This window comes from Gordonia jinghuaiqii, from assembly GCF_014041935.1.
GTDB classification, from domain to species: Bacteria; Actinomycetota; Actinomycetes; order Mycobacteriales; family Mycobacteriaceae; genus Gordonia; species Gordonia jinghuaiqii.
Genome location: NZ_CP059491.1, coordinates 1290480 through 1309479, shown reverse-complemented (window position 1 = coordinate 1309479; position 19000 = coordinate 1290480). Strand labels below are relative to the sequence as shown.

Below are 19000 nucleotides of genomic sequence, written 5' to 3'. Positions count from 1 at the left end.
TCAGGCCTTGGGGCGCGTGGGCGGCAGGGCCTCGGAGTAGCGGCCGTACCCGGGCAGCACCATGTACTCGACGATCCCGTAGCCGACGGAGTCGTTGTGCCGCACCTCGACCAGATGATCCGAACCGGCTTTGGCGTACCGGTAGAAATTCGACCGGTCACGCAGATCCCACTGGTCGTGCTCGGCGGTCAGTTCACCGCGCCAACTGCCCTGTTTCCATCCGTTCCACCCCTCATAGCCACCGCCACGCAGGTGCGCCCGGGCCGGACGCGCGGACAGTTCGAGGTCGATCCGTTCGCCGCCGTGCAGCATCAGGGTGACCCGGCCGCCGACGAGAGTCGGTGCAGCCGCGTCCTTCTCCCATTCGAGGTCATGGTCGACGCCGACGATCACCGGGACCTCGGCGTCGCTGTCGAGCCCGGCGGCGATACCCGCCGACAGGTAGACGGGACGGCCCGGTTCGGACTCCTGCAGGTAGAGGTGTACCGCGAAGTCGGGCAGTTGCAGCGGTGCGAACAGCAGCATCTTCCACTCGGGCCGTTCACCCGGCGGCTGTCCCTCGGCGCGCGGGAGCGGTCGGGTACCCCACGAGTGGTCGCGTTCGCACCACCAGCGTTCCGGTGTCACCTCGATCGATTCGCCCGACGGGGTACGGATCCATCCGCGCGCGCGTCCGTGCTGGACGTAGCGGATCGCATCGTAAGTGGTTCGCGCACGGCTGATCTGGAAGAAGCGTCCCTCCAGGATGGGCTCGAACGTCGCCTCGAAGGTGACGTCGAAAGCGAGTCCGGAGTCGTTGTCGCCGAGGGTGAATCGCAGGGTGCGCATGGGTTCGACGATCTCGCAGGCGAAGTCACCGACGGTCATCTGATGGCTCTGCGGCAGCAACGTCCGCGACAGCCGGACGTTGGTCTGGACGCCGCCGGAGGAGAAGCATGCGAACGCTTCCATCACGTCTTGGTTCGGATACCGGCCGAGGCCGAGGGTGAGAACCGTGTCGCCGGTCGTGGTGTCCTGGAAACTCACCCAGTAGCGTTCGCGCCACGACGGGTCGCTCGTGGCGACCATCGCGTGGGTGAGCGCGGTCTGGTGGGTGAAGTATTCGTCTGCGGGGCTGAGGAACATGACTCACGCCTCTTTCGTCGGTTGCTCGGATGCGGCCGTCTCGATGAACGTCGCCCTGATGGCCTTCTTGTTCAGCTTCTCGCCGGCCAGCGTGGGCAGCGGGGCCTCGCCGATCTGCCACTGCGAGGGAACCTCGAAGTACGCCAGGGTTTTCCGGCAGTGCGCCACGAGTTCCTCCGACGTCACCGGCCGGCCGGCGCGGTGGGTGATCGCCGCCGCGAGTTCTTCGCCGAGGTCGTCGTGAGGAATACCGAAGACCGCGGCCTCCACCACCGCCGGATGCGACAGCAGCGCCTGCTCGACATGCACGCACGCGATGTTCTCGCCGCCGCGGATCACGATGTCCTTGCTGCGCCCGTCCAGGAAGAGGTAGCCGTCGGCGTCGAGGTGGCCGAGGTCACCGGTGTGCAGCCATCCGTCGGCGTCGACGGTGCCGTCGTCGATGCCGAGGTAGCCCAGCATGATCGTGGGGGCGCGCACGAGGACCTCGCCGCTTCCGGTCTCGTCGGGGTTGTCGATCCGCATCTCCACCACCGGGTATGGGCGGCCCACGGTACCCGGGCGCTGCTCGAGGTCCGCGTTGCCTGCGACGGTCATGAATCCGCCGGTCTCGGTCATGCCCCAGGTGTTGGCCAGTCCGCGCTTCTTGAGCTGCGGCAGTTTGGCGACCATGCGTTCCAGCAGCGCGGCCGGCAGCGGCGCGCCGCCGAGTGGGAAGGACCGCAGGCTCGACAGGTCATGGTCGGCGAACTCCGGGTGTTCGAGCAGTCGCACCGCCATCGTCGGCACGCCGCCCCAGCTCTGCACCCGCTCGGCCTCGATCAGGTCGAGGATCTCCCCGGCGTCGAATTTGCCCTCGGTGAGCACCAGCCGGCCGCCGATGATCAGGTTGGTGAGGATGTTGGACACCCCGCCGATGTGGAACAGCGGCGTGCACACCAGCGTGACCGTCTGTGGCGCATCGGCATCGAGGTGTTGCGGGAGCCGTCGCGACCGGGCCAGCAGGTTGTGCTGGTTGGCGATCACCGAGCGGACCGAGAGCTGGACCGCCTTGGGCGCGCCGGAACTGCCCGAGGTGAACAGGATCAGTGCGGTGCTGTCGAGGTCGATTCCCGACGCCGGCTCGACGGACCGCGTTGCCTCCCAGCATGACTCCAGCTCGGCGAGGTCGCGTACAGCGCTCCCCGGCGGCATGTTCGAGGGCGCGTCGGCGAGGATCAGCGCGGGAGCGGTGACGTCGACCGCGTGGGCGATCTCCCCGGCGCTCCACCACCGGTTGGCATACACCGGTACCGCGCCCAGCCACCAGGTGGCCCAGGTGGCCAGCGCGAACTCGGGACGGTTGTAGCAGTGCAGCATCACCCGGTCACCGGGGGTCACCCCGGCGGCGGCCAGCAGCGCGGCGGCCGCGGGCACCGCATCGCGGAACTGCGGGTGCGAGATCCGACGATCCCCCTGCACCAGGTAGTCGCGGCCTTCCCAGCGGCCGGCCGAGTTCAGCACCTCCACCAGCGACGACGGCGTCTGGGCGTACACGCGGCCGGGATGTCCGGCGTAGTGCCCGTCGACGACGTCCTCGCCCCAGATGATCTCGCGGGTCATGCTCACGCTCCGGTCCATCGTCCTTCTCTTTTCTCCTTGAATGCGTTGACCGCCTCCACCGCGTCCGCGCTGCGATTGGACAGGGCTTCGAGATAGAAGCCGGTGTCGAGGACCTGGTCGGTGTTGGCCGACAGCACCCGGTTGAGGGCGCGCTTGGTCAGTTGCGTGGCGATCGGCGGGATGGCCGCGACCCGGGTTGCGAGCTCGAAGGCTTTGTCGTGCAGATCTTCCGGGGAGTCGACGAGGTCGGTTGCCAGGCCCAGATCGACCGCTTCGGGTCCCGTCAGCGCCTCTCCCCACAGCAGTTTGCGCTTGGCGCGGGCGAGACCGGCGCTGAGCGGCCAGGTGACACAACCACCGTCGCCGGCGACGAGCCCCATGTGGACGTGCGGATCGGCCAGCTTGGTGCCCGGGGACACCACGACCGCGTCGGAGGTGAAGATCAGACTGGTCGCCACCCCGAAGCTGCTTCCCTGCACCGCCGTCACGAGCGGCTTGGGGAAGTCGGCGAAGGCCCGGAACAGGCGGCGACCGTCGTCGACCCCTTGCAGCAGCACATTGAGATCGGCGTGCCCGGCCAGGATCGTCTCCATGTCGCCACCGGCGGAGAAATGCCTGCCGGTCGAGGTCCACACCACCGCGCGAACCCCGGTGTCCCGGGCGAGGCCGATCAGCACAGCCGGCAGTTCGTTGACGAGTGTGTCGTCGAAGGCGTTCAGGGTGTCGGGCCGGTTCAGCCGCAACTCGGCGACGTGGCCGTTCCGGTGCACTTCCACCGATTGATACGTCTCTACCGCGTCGGTCATGTCTCTCCTTGCAGGGTGGGCGATCGGTCCGCGCGAACAGCGCAGGTGGTCAGATCCGTTCCACGATGGTGGCGGTCGCCATCCCGCCGCCGGTGCACATCGTCACCAGCCCGGTCGAGAGGTCGCGGCGCTCGAGCTCGTCGATGACGGTCTGGAAGAGCATCGCACCGGTGGCACCGATCGGGTGCCCCAGCGCGATGGCTCCACCGTTGACGTTGACCCGGTCGGGGTCGATCGCCAAGTCCTTGATCACCTTCAGCGGCACGGCCGCGAAGGCCTCGTTGATCTCCCAGAGGTCGATGTCGGCCACGGTCATCCCGGCCTTGCGCAGGCACAGTTCGGCGGCCGGTCCCGGCGCGGTCAGCATGATGACCGGTTCGGCGCCCCGCACCGCCGCGCTGACCAGCCGTGCCCGCGGCGTCAGTCCGTGCGCCCTGGCGTACTCATCCGAGGCGACGACGATCGCCGCGGCACCGTCGACCACGCCGGAGGAGTTCCCGGCGTGGTGGACATGTGCGATCTCGGCCGCCTCCGGGTAGGTCTCGCGACACATGTCGTCGAAGGAGCGGCCGCGGTCGTCGCGGGGCTTGCTGCCCGAGCGCGCGAAGGACGCGGGCAGGCCCGACAGGGATTCCACGGTGGTGCCGGGACGGGCATGCTCGTCGGTCTCGAGGAGCACGGTGCCGTCGGCGTCGCGAACCGGCACGATGCTGCGGGCGAAGCGGTCCTCCTTGATCGCCTGCGCGGCGAGTTCCTGGCTGCGCACCGCGAAGGCGTCGACCGTCTCCCGGTCGAAACCTTCCAGTGTGGCGATGAGGTCGGCCGAGATGCCCTGCGGCACCAGCGGATAACGCTCTCGGAGCCGCGGGTTGTTGGCGTCGAGCGGCTGCCCGTAGCTGTGGCGCGACATCGATTCCACACCACCGGCGACCACCAGGTCCTGCCATCCGGAGAGCACTCCGGTGGCGGCGGTCATGACCGCCTGCTGGGCGCCGCCGCAGAAACGGTTGATGGTCAGGCCCGGCACGGTCACCGGCCAGCCCGCGGTGAGCGCGGCCGAACGGGCGATGTCGTTGGCGTGATCGCCGGCGTGTTCTCCGTTGCCCATCACGACGTCGTCGACGTCGGCGGCGTCGAGGCCGCGCTCGCTCAACGCGGTGAGAAGCCCACCGAGGAGCTCCTGCGGATGCACGCCGTGCAGCGCCCCGGAGGGCTTGCCCTTACCGCGCGGGGTACGGACTCCATCGATGATCCAGGCTTCGCGCATGTTGTCTCCTCGAGTATGTGTTGGTGGATGCGCCGGGCTGTGACCCAGGGCGGCCGGGTGTGGTCAGAGCGAGATCAGTTGGTGTCCGAGCCGGCCGTCGCGCAGCGCCGCCCCGAGTTCGCCGTGCAGGTCGGCGACGCCACCCAGGAGTGGCTCCAGGGTGAGCGCGCGCCGCAGGTAGCGGTGGAAGTCGTGCTCCCAGGTGAACCCCATCCCACCGAGCAGCTGTTGGCAGACGCGGCGGGCGGTGGCGGAGGCGCGGTTCGCCGACACCTTCGCCAGTGCTGCGCTCTGCGCCCCCCCGTCCTGCCGCACACCGTCCTGCCGCACACCGTCCTGCCGCACACCACCGTCTTCCCACGCGGCGGCGGCCGACAGTTCGGCGACCTGATGCCACAGGTGGACGTCGGCCAGTTGGTGTTTGACCGCCTGGAACGAGCCGAGTGCCTGGCCGAACTGCTCGCGGGAGAGCACGTGCTCCACCGTCATCGCCTTCATCGCACCGGTGACCCCGTTGAGTTCATGTGCGAGCGCACGCCGTCCGGCCGCGAGCATCGACGCCCACGCGATCGGCGCGTCGGCGACCGGTTCGGCGATCACGGTGAACTCACCGCGGATGCGCCGCAAGGCCATCGTCGGGTCCAGCGGGTCGCCGGCTTGCGCCGGTGGTGCTGCCACGACGACCAGGGCGACCGCGCCGCTCTCCGACGTGGCCGCGACCAGCACCGGACCGGAGCCGGGGGCGATGAGTCCGTCGAGGATCACCGAATCGCCGCGGCGGGTGCCGGGCACATCACTTCCGCCCAGTGCGGGGAGTGCCACCCGGGTGGTCGGGTCGAGATCGGCGATGCCGGTCGCGTGCGCCATCACCTCGTCGAGCATGGACCCATGGGCGAGGAGCTCGCCCCAGAGCGGGAACAGTGTCCTCACCGCGACCATGGGTTCGTCGTCGAGGAGTTCGGTCCAACCGAACTCCCCGACCGCGTCCCGTGCGTTGTCCGGATCTGTCTGGAGAGCCCGGCGCAGGCTCTCGGTCACCTGGGTGACGTCGTCGGCATCCATTCGCAATCCCTTCGCTCTCAGCGGGGTAGGCCGAGCAGGCGTTCGGCGATGATGTTTCGTTGGATCTCGGCCGCGCCGCCGTAGATCGACGACGCGCGGCTGTAGAGGTAGTCGTTGCGCCAGGCGCCGTCGCCCCCTCCGGGGCCCGAACCGCTGTCGAACGAACCCCCCAGGACGATCTCGTCGGACGCACCCGACATCGCGGCGTCGAAGAGGAATTTCTCGGCCGTGGACATCGCGAGCTTGTCCAGTGAGGTGGTCGATCCGACCGGCTCGCCGGCGGACAGTGCCCGCACGGTGCGACGTGACAGCACCCGCAGGGCCATGAGCAGCTCCAAACTCTCACCGAGGACGGTGTCGTCGACGCCGCCCGCCGCGGCCAGCTCGTCGAGTCGCGACCGCAACCAGATCTGGCGTTGCCATGCGGCCGCACCCCGCTCACCGGCGAGGACATGCATCGTGACCGCCCACCCACCGTCGGGCTTGCCGAGCAGTCGGTCCTCGGGGATGAACACGTTGTCGAAGAACAACGAGCAGAACTCGTCGTCCCCGTTCATGCTGCGCAACAGGCTCACCGTGATGCCGGGGGTGTCCATGTCGAGCAGGAAGGCCGAGATGCCGCGATGTCCCGAGTCGAGGTCACCGGTCCGGGCCAGGAGGACACAGCGGTCGGCCAGCTGTGCCCAGCTGGTCCAGATCTTCTCGCCGGAGACCCGCCAACCGCCTTCGACGGCAACGGCTTTGAGTCGCAAAGAGGCCAGGTCACTCCCGGCACCGGGCTCGGAGAAGCCCTGACACCAGGTCTCCTGACCGCTGAGCAGCCGGGGCAGCACATGCGCGGCGAGTTCTGGCCGGGCGAATTCGGCAACTGCGGGCCCGAGCACCTCCTGCGTCGCGAAGGAGAACGGCGGCGGGTACCCCGCCGCGGCGAGCTCCTCGCTGATGATGCTGCGCAGCATCGGTGCTCCGCCGAGACCACCCATCTCCGGCGGCCATCCCAGGCGGATCCACCCGGAGTCGAACAACATTCGCTGCAACTGACGAAGCCGTCCGAAGATCTCGGTGACCTCGCCGCCTGTCTCCCGGAACTGCTCGAGATCGACGCGGTGGTCGGCCATCCACCGGCGGAAGTCTGCGCGCGCCTGCTCCACGGTGTCGGGAACGGCGAGATCGACCGCGGCAGTGGTCGTCTGTGTTTCGGTCATTGCTGCACCGGTCATGGGGCGGCCACCTCTCCCTCACTCACCATTCCGCCGGCCGCCGCCCGCGGCGCCCACTCGGCCAGCACCGCGTCGGTGTCCTCACCCGGCAGCCGGGGACCGGTCGGGACCGCGGCGGGGGTCCGGGAGAAGCGCGGTGCCGGTGCCGGCTGGTCGATCCCGTCGATCTGGACGAATGCGTCTCGCGCCGTGACATGTTCGGCCTGTGCGACCTCCCAGGGCGAGAGCACCGGGGACACACACGCATCAAGTCCGGCGAACACCGCGGTCCACTCGGCCCGCGTGCGGGAGGCGAAGATCTCGCCGAAACGAGCCCGCAGCGTCGGCCAGCCCTCGCGATCGAGCTGCGCGGGGAGGTCCTCGCCGGACAGGCCGAGCCCGACGAGCAGTTCGGCGTAGAAGCGGCGTTCCAGCGCACCGACGGCCATGTGACCGCCGTCGGCGGTCGGGTAGGTGTCGTAGAACGGGGCACCTCCGTCGAGCAGGTTGGTACCCCGCTCGTGCGACCAGTTCCCGTCGGCGTTCACGCCGTGGACGAAGGCGGTGAGCAGCGCCGCACCGTCGACCATGGCGGCGTCGACGACCTGCCCCCGACCGGAGGTGGACCGTTCGTGCAGCGCCGCCAGGATTCCCACGGCGAGCAGCATGCCGCCGCCGCCGAAGTCGCCGACGAGGTTGAGCGGCGCGAGCGGGCGTTCACCGGCGCGACCGATGGGGTCGAGCGCGCCGGCGACCGCGATGTAGTTGATGTCGTGTCCCGCCAGCGACGCGAACGGCCCGTCCTGGCCGTAACCGGTCATGCGCGCGTACACCAGCCCCGGATTGATCGACTCGAGGTCGGCCGGGCCCAGGCCGAGGCGCTCCATGACGCCGGGACGGAATCCTTCGACGAGCACGTCGGCGGAGGCTGCGAGCCGGCGCACCAGGGCGATCCCCTCCGGCGACTTGAGGTCGGCGGTCACCGAGCGGCGACCACGGACCAGCGGGTCCCTCGGCCGGCGCGGGGTGCGACCGGGTTTGGTCGCCCGATCCACGGTGACGACGTCGGCTCCGAGGTCCGACATCATCATGCAGGCGAATGGCGCGGGTGCCGCGCTGGCGATCTCCAGCACGCGCACACCGTCAAGCGGTCCTGACATCACTACTCCCTCTTGGGTTTTCGCTTGATCTCAGACCGCGGGCTTCTCGAGCACGTGAACCGCACAGGCCGACGCGAGCCCGATCACGTGGGTGAGACCGACCTTGGCACCCTCGATCTGGCGGTCGCCGGCCTCGCCACGGAGGTGGGTGGCGACCTCGTAGAGGTTGGCGATGCCGGTCGCGCCGATCGGGTGGCCCTTCGACAGGAGTCCGCCGGAGACGTTCACCGGGGTCTTGCCGTCGCGCATCGGGGCACCCGAGTCGATGAAGTCACCGGCGCCTCCCGGCTCACACAACCGCAGGTTGTCGTAGTGGATGAGCTCGGCGGTGGCGAAACAGTCGTGGAGTTCGACGAGATCGAGGTCCTCCGGGCCGATGCCGGCCGCCTCATAGGCCTGATCGACCGCCAGGCGCGTGAGGGTGTTGACGTCGGGCTGGACCTGGCCGCCCTCCGCCCACGGATCGGAGGTCATCACCGACGCGGAGACCTTGACCGCGCGCTTGCGCACGTCGGGGTCGAGGGTCTTGAGCTTGGCCCCGGACACCAGCACGACCGCGGCCGCACCGTCTCCGGTGGGACAACACATGGGCAGGGTGTTGGGGTAGCTGATCACCTCCGCCCCGAGGACCTCCTCGAGGGAGAACTCCTTGCGGTACTGGGCCAGCGGATTCAGCGTCGAGTGCAGGTGGTTCTTCACCGCGACCTTCGCGAACTGTTCGGCGGTCACACCGTGCGCGAGCGCGTATTCCGTTCCGGCCTGGGCGAACACGCCGGGCATGAGCCCGGTACCGAGGAGCCCCTCGGTCTTGACCACCGAGCCATAGCGACCCTTGGGAGTGAAGACCTTCTTCTCCCCGGACTTGCGCGCGGCACTGCCGAGCATGCCCATCTTGCCCATCTTCTCCACACCGACGGCAAGGGCCATGTCACATTCGCCGGCCTTGATCCCCATCATCGCGACACGCACCGCGGTGGCCCCGGTCGCGCAGGCGTTCACGACGTTGTACACGGGGATGCCGGTCTGGCCGATCTGCTTCTGCAGGCGTTGCCCGTTGTGGGAGTTGGCCTCGTAGACGTTGCCGAGGGCGAGCATCCCCATGTCGGCCATGGACTGCCCGGAGTCGGCGATCGCGTCGAGCGATGCGCGCGAGGCCAGGTCGAGGAGGTCGAGGTCGGCGAAACGGCCGAACTTGGTCATCGAGGTCCCGATGATCCAGATGTCGTCAGTCATGTTCATGCTCCGATCGGTTCGAATCCGAATGCCACAGCCTTGGTCCCGTCGTCGTCGACGCCCACCTCGAAGGTCACCAGCGACACCTTCATCTCCGGCTGGATGAGGGCCGGATCGGTGATCCCGATCAGGTTGGACTTCACGACGCCGCCCCCGGTGAGCTCGACGACCACCGAGGTGTAGGGACCCGACTTCGAGCCGCGCTGAACGATCGTGAAGCCGCGTACCACACCCTCGGAGGCGAGCCGGCGTGTGCCGAAGGTGGTTCCGAAGCACTTCGCGCAGGCGTTACGCCGATCGAAGTACAGCGCGCCGCAGTCCGCGCACTCCTGCGACACAAGGTGCGGATCGTCGCCTACCACCAGGTAGTCGACCGCCGGGATGGTCTGGGTCATCGAAGCCTCGCTCACGTTTGTCGGCCATACGGACCGTCGGTTATTACTAGAGTACTAGAGTATTTATCACGCGACAATATCCGCGTCGGCCACGCCGCCGCCGCGACACCCCGGGAAAGGCATCACATGCTGTTCGAACCCCAGCCTCAGCCATCGACACCGGAGGCCACCGCACAACTGGTCTACGACCGTCAGCAGATCATCGAGGTCCTGCACCGCTATGCTCGCGCGATCGACCGTTGCGACGTCGAGCTCCTGAAATCGGTCTACCACGAGGACGCCACCGACGCGCACGGCTCCTTCGACGGCAACGCCCACGAGTTCGCCGCCTTCATGGTGCCCCGCCTGAAAGCCCAGACCACCTACGGAATCCACTATGTGACAAACGAGTTGGTGTCGATCGACGGCGACCGTGCATACTCCGAGTCGCTGCTGTTCGGCTACCACCGAGTGCCGGGGGGCTGGGACTCGGTCAGCACGTTCTTCGGCGAGGAGTATGCCGAGAAGTCCCGGGCCACCGGCGACCTCGACGGCGAGCACGAGTACCTGACCGGCGGCCGCTACCTCGACAAGCTGACCCGGCGCGACGGCATCTGGCGTATCTGGCGCCGGCAGATCACGGTGGAGTGGAACCAGTGCCGACCGTCGTCGATGCTTCTCACCGGCGGTCGTGCCGCCTACGACATCCCGGGGGCGCGCGACGCCGGCGACCTCAGCTACCGGTTGTCCTTCGACAACTTCGCCGAGGACATCGGTTGATCGCCCGGCAGCGTTGAAGGACAGACGATCCCGACCCACGCCACGCGTGGGTCGGGATCGTCCGGGATTGCCTGGTGTCAGCGGTTGGTGCGGCCGAGATCCACGGGCAGCTGAATCCCGGTGATGTGACGCGCTTCGTCGGAGCAGATCCACACCACCGCGGCGGCGATGTCCTCGGGCTCGCTACGTCCGTCCGGAAGCGTGGGGTAGAGCAGCGGATCGAGGTCGGGCCGCGTGAGCATCGCCTCCCTCAGGTCCGGCGGGTTGAGTGCGGTGTTGACGCCGTACGGATGCACCGAGTTGACCCGGATGCGCCTGGCGCCGAGCTCGTTCGCCAGCGCCTTGGCCAGGCCGGTGACCCCGTGCTTGGCCGCCACGTAGTCGGCGATCATCGGCAGGGCGGTCAGCCCGGCGACCGAACTGGTGAAGACGATCGCCCCGCCGGTCCCCTGCTCGAGCATCGTCGGGATGGTTGCCTTCGCGGTGTAGAACGCGCCGTTGAGATTGTTGTCGATTGTGGCTCGCCATGTCGCCACGTCGATCTCCCAGGCGGGGGCCGCGGTGGTCATGCCCGCATTGGCGCTCACCACGTCGAGGCGGCCGAGTTCACCGACCCCGCGGTTCACCGCCGCCGCCAGCGCGTCGAAGTCGGTGACGTCGACCTCGATCGCGACCGCGCGCCGGCCCTGGGCCTCCACCAGCCAGGCTGTCTCGGCGAGGTCCTCCGGAGTCGACCCCGGATATCCCGTCGTCGGCAGGTCACGGCAGATGTCCATGGCGATGATGTCGGCGCCCTCGGCGGCGAAGCGCACCGCCTGGGCACGCCCGATGCCCCGGGCCGCGCCGGTGATCAGGACGACCTTGCCCACGTGTCGCCGGGCGACCGGTCCGGAAGGGACCGGCGCAGCTGGTACTTGCGGTATTTGCGGATCGATGGTCATCGCGCTCCCTGGTCACAGTGACGGCTTTGTCAACACCCCCGATGCTATACTACTAGAGTATTTAGACCGCGACTTTCTACGCGAGAACGCGTATGCGAGAGGGAATCACCGTGTCCGAAACCTCGAGTCGAGAACTCAGCCCCTTCGACCCCGCTGCCATCGGCGCCCGGTCGGCACCCAAGAAGGTCTCGTGGACCTCGCGAGACTGCATGCTCTACGCACTCGGCGTCGGCGCCGGCACCGACGACCTGGCCTTCACCACCAACAACACCAAGGGCGTCGAGCAGCGGATGGTGCCGACCATGCCGGTCACCCTCGGCGTCGATTTCAGTGTGCTGAAATCGGCCGGCCGGTTCGACTGGGCCAAACTGCTCCACGCCGAACAGCGCGTGGACATCCTGGGTGACATCCCCGTCGACGGCGAGGCCGAGGCCGTCACCGAGATCACCGAGATGTGGGACAAGGGCAAGGCTGCGCTGATCGTCGCGCAGACCACGGGCACCTCCACCGACGGAAGGCCCCTGTGGCGCAGCTCCGCCGGACTGTTCATCCGCGGCGTCGGCGGCTGGGGCGGCGATCGCGGACCCGCCGGCACGGACGCACCGGCGCAGCGCAACACCGAGCCGGTCAAGACGATCAGCTACCAGACCCGGCCGGACCAGGCCCTGATCTATCGACTGTCCGGCGACTACAACCCGCTGCACTCCGATCCGGCCTTCGCCGCCCGCGCCGGGATGTCCCAGCCGATCCTGCACGGGCTGTGCACCTTCGGCTTCGCCGGACGCGCGGTGCTCGAGGTCGTCGGCAAGGACGCGACACTGTCGTCGATGTCGGCCCGCTTCGCCGGACCGGTCTGGCCCGGCGACACCCTGGATGTCGACGTGTGGCAGCACGAGGACTCGACGGTCGGTTTCGCCGTCCGCGGGCGCGACGACAACGAGGTCCTCACCGGGGGCAGCGCTACCGTGAAGCGATGATGAGCACCCCGGGATGGCAACTGCTGCTGGATCGGATCGACGCCGAAGCCGATCCGATCCGGCGGCGCAACCTCGAGGTGGTGGCGCGACATGTGGTCGAGGAGGTCGCCGGCAACATGCCCGCGCTGATGGCCACACTCGTCGCCGACCCCGAGTATGTCGTGTGGGGCGCATCCGACAGCGTCGGTCCGACCGGATACGACGAGGTCGTCGACTGGTACCACCGGTTGCAGGCCGCCGATCGCAACCGGCTCGACTACGTCATCCACCGGGTCGTCGTCGACGAGGCATGCGTCGTCACCGAGGGCGACTTCCACTACGCGATCCGTGGCAGTGAGCTCGGCGTAGCCGAAACCGAAGCGGGCGAGACCATCTCGGCCGACGAGTTCTACCTGGTCGGCCACCGCACCACCGTGCTGTGGCCGATCGACGACGAGGGTCTCATCGAAGGCGAACACATCTACGCCGGCGAGCGCCACCGGGTGCTCCGCCACCTCGCGCCCGGGGAACTCCCACATCTCGGTCCCCCATCGCGGGCCACTCCGTAGCCCTCCCGGACGAGTGTCAGCCCCCGAGATCATCGATCTCGGGGGCTGACTCCTCACTGCTGTCCTGCCCGTGGGCGTCAGCTGTTGAGCATCGCCGGTAGCCGCTTCCCGATGATCTCCTCGGCGTCGGCCATGATCGAGTCGATGACCTCACGACAGCTGAGGACCTCATCGATCAGCCCCTGGGACTGGCCGGCCCACCACATGCCGCCGTCCATGTTGCCGTCGCCGAGCACCTCGCGGCGTCCGCGTTCCCCCGCCGCCAGGTGCGCCACGTCCGCGAACGTCGCGCCCTCGCGACGGGAGATCTCGGCGATCTCCTCGGAGATCGCATTGCGCGCAACGCGTGCGGTGTTGCGGAACTGACGGAAGACCAGGATGGTCGAGCGTTCGTCGTTCGCGACGATCTGGCGCTTGACGTTCTCGTGCACCGGCGCCTCGGCCGTGGCGACGAAACGGGTGCCCATGTTGACCGCGTCGGCGCCCAGTGCGAGTGCCGCCGCGAGTCCGCTCCCGGTGGCGAATCCACCCGAGGCGACTATCGGAATGTCGAGTTTCCTTGCCGCCGCGGCGATCAGGACCAGGCCGGGCACATCGTCCTCACCGGGATGACCGGCGCATTCGAAGCCGTCGATGCTGATCGCATCGACACCGAGCCCCTGCGCCTTGAGCGCGTGCCGGACGGCGACCGCCTTGTGGATCACCTTCACACCCGCCGCCTTGAACGCGGGAAGGTGGGGCGCGGGATTGGCGCCCGCGGTCTCGACGATCTTCACTCCCCCGTCGATGATCGCGTCGCGATACTCGTCGTAGGGAACGGGTTCCACGGTCGGCAGGATGGTGAGGTTGACGCCGAACGGTTTGTCGGTGAGGTCGCGGACGCGCGCGATCTCCTTGACGAGATCCTCCGGCGACGGCTGGGTGAGCGCGGTCAGGCAACCCAGCGCACCGGCCTCGGCGACCGCCGCGATGAGCTCGGCCGTGCCGACAGCGGTCATGCCTCCGCACACGATGGGGTGGGTGATGCCGAACGTCGTGGTGAATCGGGTTTCCAGCATTGGTTCCTCTCAGTATCGAAGCGGTCCGGCAATGGATGACCATCGCCGGACCGCCTCAGATGTGGGTCTCGTTCCCGCTACAGGATCGTGACCGTCCCGTTGGTTCCGTCGACGGCGATCTTGGTGCCGTTGACGATTCGTTTGGTCGCATCCTTGACGGCCAGCACACAGGGCATGCCCAGTTCACGGCTGACGATGGCAGCGTGACTGAGCGGCGAGCCCACGTTCACCACCACCGCCTCGGCAGAGGTGAAGATGGGCGTCCACCCCGGGTCGGTCACCGGGGCGACCAGGATCTCCCCGGGTTCGAGGTCGGGGGCGTCCTCGGGGTCGAAGATGACCCTGGCGATGCCCTCGGCGACACCGGGGCACGCACCGATCCCGGTGAGCACGTCGCCCGAGACGGCGACGTTCACCGCGGGCGCCTTCTTCTTGGACCACGTGGTCACCGGCGGGATCTCACCGTCGATGATGAAGGGCGGTTCCAGTTCGGAGAGCTGCTCGGACCACTCACGACGCTCGTCGATGGTGGCGGCATAGGCAGCCGGGTCGTCGATGAACTTGTCCAGCTCATCCACCAGGAGCATCGTGAGGTCGTCTGCGCGACTGAGGACTCCGCGTTCGACGAAACGCCGGCCGAGCTCGAACAGCGGCATCCGGCATTCCTGGAGCACCCGGATGGTGTTGGTCTTGGACCGCTCACGGGCCGGCATGTAGACGTCGACGGTGGCGAGCACGGCATCGAAGCCGGCGAGCGCCTCGGGGTCGTCGGCGAGCTTCGCGCGGATCGCCGACGTCACCTCGTCACGTTCGCGGCGCACCCGCTGCGACTGCAGCCGGGGGTTCTTGGCCTCGTCCTGGAATCGCAGACGATCGATCATGCCGAGCGGGATCGTGCGATGCGTTTCCCAGGTCTTGGGCATCGGCGCCCACTCGTCGGTCGATCGCGAGCCGTGTTCGTAGAGGAACTCGTCGAACTTCGCGACGAAGGCGACGACGTCGGAATCCCCCGACGCGCGCAGACGTCCCTCGAGACCGTCGACCCCGGCGTCGAAGGCGGCGGTGAGTGCGGGACTGGCGGCCACCAGGCGCGAGAGGTCCCACATCGCCTGACTCGGCACCGCGGAGGCCACATTTCCCTGACCGCCGGTGAGGCGGATGGTCAGGGTCGCATCGCCCAGCTTGCCGGCCAGTTCGTCGAGCGCTCCGGTGACCACCGAGGACTCGTAGACCATCTTCAAGTGCTTGCGCAGAAAGTGCGGGTAGCGATCGGCCATGATCGCCTTGGCGTGTTCGAGGAGCTCCCGATCGCTCATCGCGGACATGTCCGGACGAACGGCGCGCAGTTGTGCGGCGGCCTCGCGGTCCTCGATCTCGATGTCGTTGCGATGGGTTTCGGTCATCACCCGCTGCACGGAGGCGAGGATTCGGTCGGTGTATTCGGGTTTCGCGTCGTCCGGGTGCGGCACATAGGGCGGTGCGGTGACGTCTCCGAGGTAGGTGCGGTCCATGAGATCCGGTGTCGCGCCGGGCATGCGGACGCCGAACACCCGGGACTGCGACAGGTTGAGGTAGATGTATCCGTGCACCATCCCCTGGATGTCGATGAAGTCCTCGCGGAACTCGTCCTCGTCGAAGGCGCCGAACTCGGCAAGCGCCTTGCGCCACTGGATCTCGTTGCCCATGCCCCCGCCGAAGGACCACATGAGTGGACTCGTGGTGCCGCCTGCGACCTCACCAGTGTTGGCTCGGGTGTAGATGGGGAAGCGTGTACTCAGTGGTGTGTCGATGACGAAGGGTTGGGTGATGTCGACCATTGCGGCGCCTTTCGTGAAGCTGTGAACCTATGATGTGTGCCACACTAGGTTGTCTAATGGTACATTGTCTAGACCTAAACAATCTAGACCCGGGCCGGGCTGGTCGCGGGCAAGGACCGCGAAAGGCACTGTGCCCCATGAAGGTAACGGTCAACGACAATTGCCAGGGCTGTGGCATCTGCGAAGCGACGGCCCCCGGTGTCTTCGCAGTCAGTGACGACGGGGTGGCACAGGTGCTCCTCGAGGACATCCCCGCCGAGCTCGAGGCGGCAGTCAAAGAGGCCATGGAGGAGTGCCCGACCGAAGCCATCGAGGTCGTGTGATCCCCGGGACGCCGCGACTGCTCATCGTCGGGGCATCGCTCGCGGGCCTGCGCGCCGTGGAGGCCGCCCGCAAGTCCGGGTTCGCCGGTGCGATCACCCTCATCGGCGCCGAAAGCGAACTGCCCTACGACCGGCCGCCGCTGACCAAAGAGCGGCTGAAGCTCGACGGACGCCAACCGTCGAAACCACTCAAGAGCGCCGAGGGTCTCGCCGAGCTCGACGTCGAACTCCGACTCGGCCAGAGCGCCGCTTCTCTGGACATCGACTCGCGTACAGTCACTCTCGATTCCGATGAGGTCCTGTCCTACGACGCACTCGTGATCGCCACCGGCGTGCGGCCGCGACTGCTCGACGGCGTCGACGTCACCCATCCCCGCATCCACGCGATACGCACCCTGGACTCGGCAGACGCCTTGCGCGAGTCACTCGCCGAGAACCAACCCGTGCTCATCGTGGGCGCGGGGTTCATCGGTTCCGAAGTTGCCAGCGCTGCAGTGGCATCCGGCCGGTCGGTCACCATCATCGAAGCGGCGCAACACCCGTTGTCTCATGTGGTCGGCATCCAGGCCGGTGCCGCCCTGATGGATCTGCATCGCCGCCGCGGCGTCACCCTGAGGTGCGGCCGCACCCTCGATTCGGTCTCCCCGTTCGACGACCACATCGAGGTCCGGGTCGGCGAGAAGGTGATGTCGGCCGGCTGTCTGGTGGTCGCCGTCGGCACGGTCCCCAACACCGAATGGCTTGCCGGCTCCGGGGTTCCGGTCGACAACGGTGTCCTCTGCGAGCCCGACCTGTCGGTCGAGAGCGGTGTCAGTGCCGCCGGCGACGTCGCGAGCTGGGTGGATCCCCGGTGGGGCGTCCGGCGCCGCGTCGAACACCGCACCAACGCAGCCGAACAGGGCAAGCACGCGGCTGCCACGGCACTCGACCCAGACGGCACCACACCTTTCAGCTCGATCCCCTACGTGTGGACCGAGTGGTACGGCGTGAAGATCCAGGTGATCGGTCAGACCGACGCCGACGAGGAGCTACTTGTCGGCGATGTCGAGGGCGAGAGCTTCGTCGCGCTGTACCGCAAGGGTGCGCAGCTGCGGGGTGCCCTCACCGTCGGCCGCCCGGCGGCCACCCAGAAGTTCCGGAAGCTGTTGACCGACAGAGCTTCCTGGGACGAGGCCGTGACCCTGGCACAAGAACTGGGCTGACACCTGCCCGGCTCGGCGACACCTACTGCTGAGTGGACTCCTCGCAGGAGTATCAGGAGAAGACGCCCGTGTCGAACCAACGCTCGAGGGCCTCACGACGATCGTCGTTGACGTACTCGAGTCGGGTCCCGGTGGATGCCGACCTCGCATAGATGGCCGAGAGCCCACCGTCCCTGCGCCACAACACCGCTTCGACGACCGTGTCGTGCGTCGCCTCGAGCGTGGCGAGGCGTGCCGGCATCGCCGACTCCCAGATGCCGAGGTGGTGGAGGCCTGCACGGGACGCCGAGTAGATTCCCTCACCCTGGGCGGCGATCAGTTCCAGGCGATGCGGTCCGGACCGGCTGTAGACCGCGCTCAGCGTGACCTCGCCTTCGGTACCCGCGAGCCGGTCGTCGAAGCGCGGCACCGTGATCGACGTCGGCTCGTTGAACTCATAGCCGAGCTCGGCGGTGAACCGGGCGGCCGCCTCGCCGATGTCGGCGACGAGAATACCTGAGTGGTAGGGGATCTGAGCTGTCATGAGGAGACCTCCGTGGATGAGCCGGCCGCCCAGGTGAGGGCGTTGGTCACCAGCCGGCGGAAATTCGAGTTGCCGTATGCGGACGGTCCGTCACCGAACTGCAGATACGCGATCCGACTGGCGTCGTGTGGCTTCACCCACCCCACGACCCCACTGCCGGGCTCGTGCTCCCAGCCGTCGCTGGTGTCGCGCCGGCCCCGGACGGCGTTGTAGGTCGAGTAGTGCGTGGTGGTGTCCAGCGGGACGTCGGTCGCCAGGAGCGGGTGCACGTCGTTGTCGACCGCGCACAGGTATGTTTCGTCACGCAGAGCGAACTCCGGGTCGACACCCGCGGTGATCGGATGGCCCTGGTCGAGAACCCTGATCCGCTGGTCGACCTCGTGCCGGTAGCCCGAATCGGGTTGCCCGTCACCGGGAACGAACCGGAACCGGCCGCCGATCAGCGACGCGTACCGCGGCCAGGTCGGCCACGACGCCAGGGCGTGATGAAGGAACACGAATCCGTGCCCGGCGGCGACCAAAGCCTCGAAGTCCTCGCGGAACCGCGTCGGCGGCTCGTGGAGATCGACCGGTGAATGATCGCGATGGAAGGTGTAACCGGGCATGTCGTACATCAGGAATGCGTCCCATTCGGGTGCATTCTCCGGTCGGAAGAAGGTCTGCGCCGCGGGTTGTTCCACCTGGCTGACCTCGACGCCGGGGAGCGCGTCGAGCATCGCGGTGAAGGCATTGCGTTCGAAGTTGTGCCCGCGGGTCACAGCGAGCACACGTAGTGGAGTCGTCATCGGGTCAGTGGGACGCCGTGTTGACCATGCGGTGGACGCCGCGCTTGGACGCGATCCAGCCGGTCATCTGCGGATCGACGTCGATCTTGTCCCCCGAGACCCGCCGGCCGTCCTTGCTGTAGATCCCGATCTGGCCGGCTCTGGTGGTGACACGCACCAGCTCGTTCTCCTCGGGTTCGTAGAGCGCGCCGCTGAACGGATGTCGAAGCCCGTGCATC

The 19000-nt window shown here is 67.9% G+C and carries 20 protein-coding genes; 5 read left to right on the top strand and 15 right to left on the bottom strand.

Annotated elements, in window-relative coordinates:
- The 9 genes from H1R19_RS05775 to H1R19_RS05735 form a co-directional block, all read right to left on the bottom strand.
- Complete coding sequence (locus H1R19_RS05775; protein ID WP_219850831.1) at window positions 1-1125, bottom strand: Rv3169 family protein; 1125 nt, start codon at window positions 1123-1125, stop codon at window positions 1-3.
- Window positions 1126-1128: 3 nt separating this feature from the next.
- Window positions 1129-2727, bottom strand: coding sequence for a class I adenylate-forming enzyme family protein (locus H1R19_RS05770; RefSeq protein WP_219851532.1), 1599 nt, complete (start codon window positions 2725-2727; stop codon window positions 1129-1131).
- A gap of 2 nt (window positions 2728-2729) precedes the next feature.
- On the bottom strand, window positions 2730-3533 hold the full coding sequence (locus H1R19_RS05765) for an enoyl-CoA hydratase/isomerase family protein (protein ID WP_219850830.1): 804 nt from the start codon (window positions 3531-3533) through the stop codon (window positions 2730-2732).
- 49 nt (window positions 3534-3582) lie between these two features.
- Window positions 3583-4800 (bottom strand): acetyl-CoA C-acetyltransferase, encoded by a 1218-nt coding sequence (locus tag H1R19_RS05760; RefSeq protein ID WP_219850829.1) that lies wholly within the window; start codon window positions 4798-4800, stop codon window positions 3583-3585.
- 63 nt (window positions 4801-4863) lie between these two features.
- Complete coding sequence (locus tag H1R19_RS05755; RefSeq protein WP_219850828.1) at window positions 4864-5862, bottom strand: acyl-CoA dehydrogenase family protein; 999 nt, start codon at window positions 5860-5862, stop codon at window positions 4864-4866.
- Between the two features lie 17 nt (window positions 5863-5879).
- Window positions 5880-7082 carry an acyl-CoA dehydrogenase family protein gene (locus H1R19_RS05750; protein WP_244970887.1) on the bottom strand — a complete coding sequence of 401 codons (1203 nt, stop codon included), beginning with the start codon at window positions 7080-7082 and terminating at the stop codon, window positions 5880-5882.
- Entirely contained in the window at window positions 7079-8221 is a 1143-nt protein-coding gene (locus H1R19_RS05745; RefSeq protein WP_219850827.1) for a CaiB/BaiF CoA transferase family protein, read from the bottom strand. Before H1R19_RS05745 ends, H1R19_RS05750 begins: the two co-directional genes overlap by 4 nt.
- Window positions 8222-8251: 30 nt before the next feature.
- Complete coding sequence (locus H1R19_RS05740; RefSeq protein WP_219850826.1) at window positions 8252-9460, bottom strand: thiolase family protein; 1209 nt, start codon at window positions 9458-9460, stop codon at window positions 8252-8254.
- The gene (locus tag H1R19_RS05735; RefSeq protein WP_219850825.1) at window positions 9457-9849 is read right to left on the bottom strand and encodes a Zn-ribbon domain-containing OB-fold protein; all 393 of its coding nucleotides are present in this window, start codon (window positions 9847-9849) and stop codon (window positions 9457-9459) included. Before H1R19_RS05735 ends, H1R19_RS05740 begins: the two co-directional genes overlap by 4 nt.
- A 126-nt stretch (window positions 9850-9975) precedes the next feature.
- Between H1R19_RS05735 and H1R19_RS05730 the strand changes: the two genes are divergently transcribed.
- Entirely contained in the window at window positions 9976-10608 is a 633-nt protein-coding gene (locus H1R19_RS05730) for a nuclear transport factor 2 family protein (RefSeq protein ID WP_219850824.1), read from the top strand.
- A 77-nt stretch (window positions 10609-10685) separates the two neighbouring features.
- Here H1R19_RS05730 and H1R19_RS05725 read toward each other — a convergent pair whose 3' ends face one another.
- On the bottom strand, window positions 10686-11549 hold the full coding sequence (locus tag H1R19_RS05725) for a mycofactocin-coupled SDR family oxidoreductase (RefSeq protein ID WP_219850823.1): 864 nt from the start codon (window positions 11547-11549) through the stop codon (window positions 10686-10688).
- A 110-nt stretch (window positions 11550-11659) separates the two neighbouring features.
- Between H1R19_RS05725 and H1R19_RS05720 the strand changes: the two genes are divergently transcribed.
- Together H1R19_RS05720 and H1R19_RS05715 are read left to right on the top strand one after the other, a co-directional pair.
- Window positions 11660-12526 carry a MaoC/PaaZ C-terminal domain-containing protein gene (locus H1R19_RS05720; RefSeq protein ID WP_244970886.1) on the top strand — a complete coding sequence of 289 codons (867 nt, stop codon included), beginning with the start codon at window positions 11660-11662 and terminating at the stop codon, window positions 12524-12526.
- Window positions 12523-13074, top strand: a complete 552-nt coding sequence (locus tag H1R19_RS05715; protein ID WP_219850821.1) for a nuclear transport factor 2 family protein — start codon at window positions 12523-12525, stop codon at window positions 13072-13074. Before H1R19_RS05720 ends, H1R19_RS05715 begins: the two co-directional genes overlap by 4 nt.
- Before the next feature lie 77 nt (window positions 13075-13151).
- On the opposite strand, the gene H1R19_RS05710 is transcribed toward H1R19_RS05715, so the two are convergent.
- Both H1R19_RS05710 and H1R19_RS05705 read right to left on the bottom strand, forming a co-directional pair.
- On the bottom strand, window positions 13152-14132 hold the full coding sequence (locus H1R19_RS05710) for an NAD(P)H-dependent flavin oxidoreductase (protein WP_219850820.1): 981 nt from the start codon (window positions 14130-14132) through the stop codon (window positions 13152-13154).
- Between the two features lie 77 nt (window positions 14133-14209).
- On the bottom strand, window positions 14210-15949 hold the full coding sequence (locus tag H1R19_RS05705) for a PEP-utilizing enzyme (RefSeq protein WP_219850819.1): 1740 nt from the start codon (window positions 15947-15949) through the stop codon (window positions 14210-14212).
- 29 nt (window positions 15950-15978) lie between these two features.
- On the opposite strand from H1R19_RS05705, the gene H1R19_RS23390 reads away from it, so the two are divergent.
- Both H1R19_RS23390 and H1R19_RS05695 read left to right on the top strand, forming a co-directional pair.
- Window positions 15979-16272 (top strand): ferredoxin, encoded by a 294-nt coding sequence (locus H1R19_RS23390; RefSeq protein ID WP_308258840.1) that lies wholly within the window; start codon window positions 15979-15981, stop codon window positions 16270-16272.
- Entirely contained in the window at window positions 16269-17474 is a 1206-nt protein-coding gene (locus H1R19_RS05695) for an NAD(P)/FAD-dependent oxidoreductase (RefSeq protein ID WP_219850817.1), read from the top strand. Before H1R19_RS23390 ends, H1R19_RS05695 begins: the two co-directional genes overlap by 4 nt.
- A gap of 52 nt (window positions 17475-17526) precedes the next feature.
- On the opposite strand, the gene H1R19_RS05690 is transcribed toward H1R19_RS05695, so the two are convergent.
- From H1R19_RS05690 to H1R19_RS05680, 3 genes are read right to left on the bottom strand one after another with little or no spacing between them, the layout of a single operon-like run.
- A complete protein-coding gene (locus H1R19_RS05690; protein ID WP_219850816.1) occupies window positions 17527-17997 on the bottom strand; it encodes a VOC family protein in 471 nt (156 codons plus the stop codon).
- Complete coding sequence (locus tag H1R19_RS05685) at window positions 17994-18782, bottom strand: ThuA domain-containing protein (protein ID WP_219850815.1); 789 nt, start codon at window positions 18780-18782, stop codon at window positions 17994-17996. Before H1R19_RS05685 ends, H1R19_RS05690 begins: the two co-directional genes overlap by 4 nt.
- A 4-nt stretch (window positions 18783-18786) precedes the next feature.
- Window positions 18787-18999, bottom strand: a complete 213-nt coding sequence (locus H1R19_RS05680; protein WP_219850814.1) for a hypothetical protein — start codon at window positions 18997-18999, stop codon at window positions 18787-18789.
- Window position 19000: the final 1 nt, after the last annotated feature.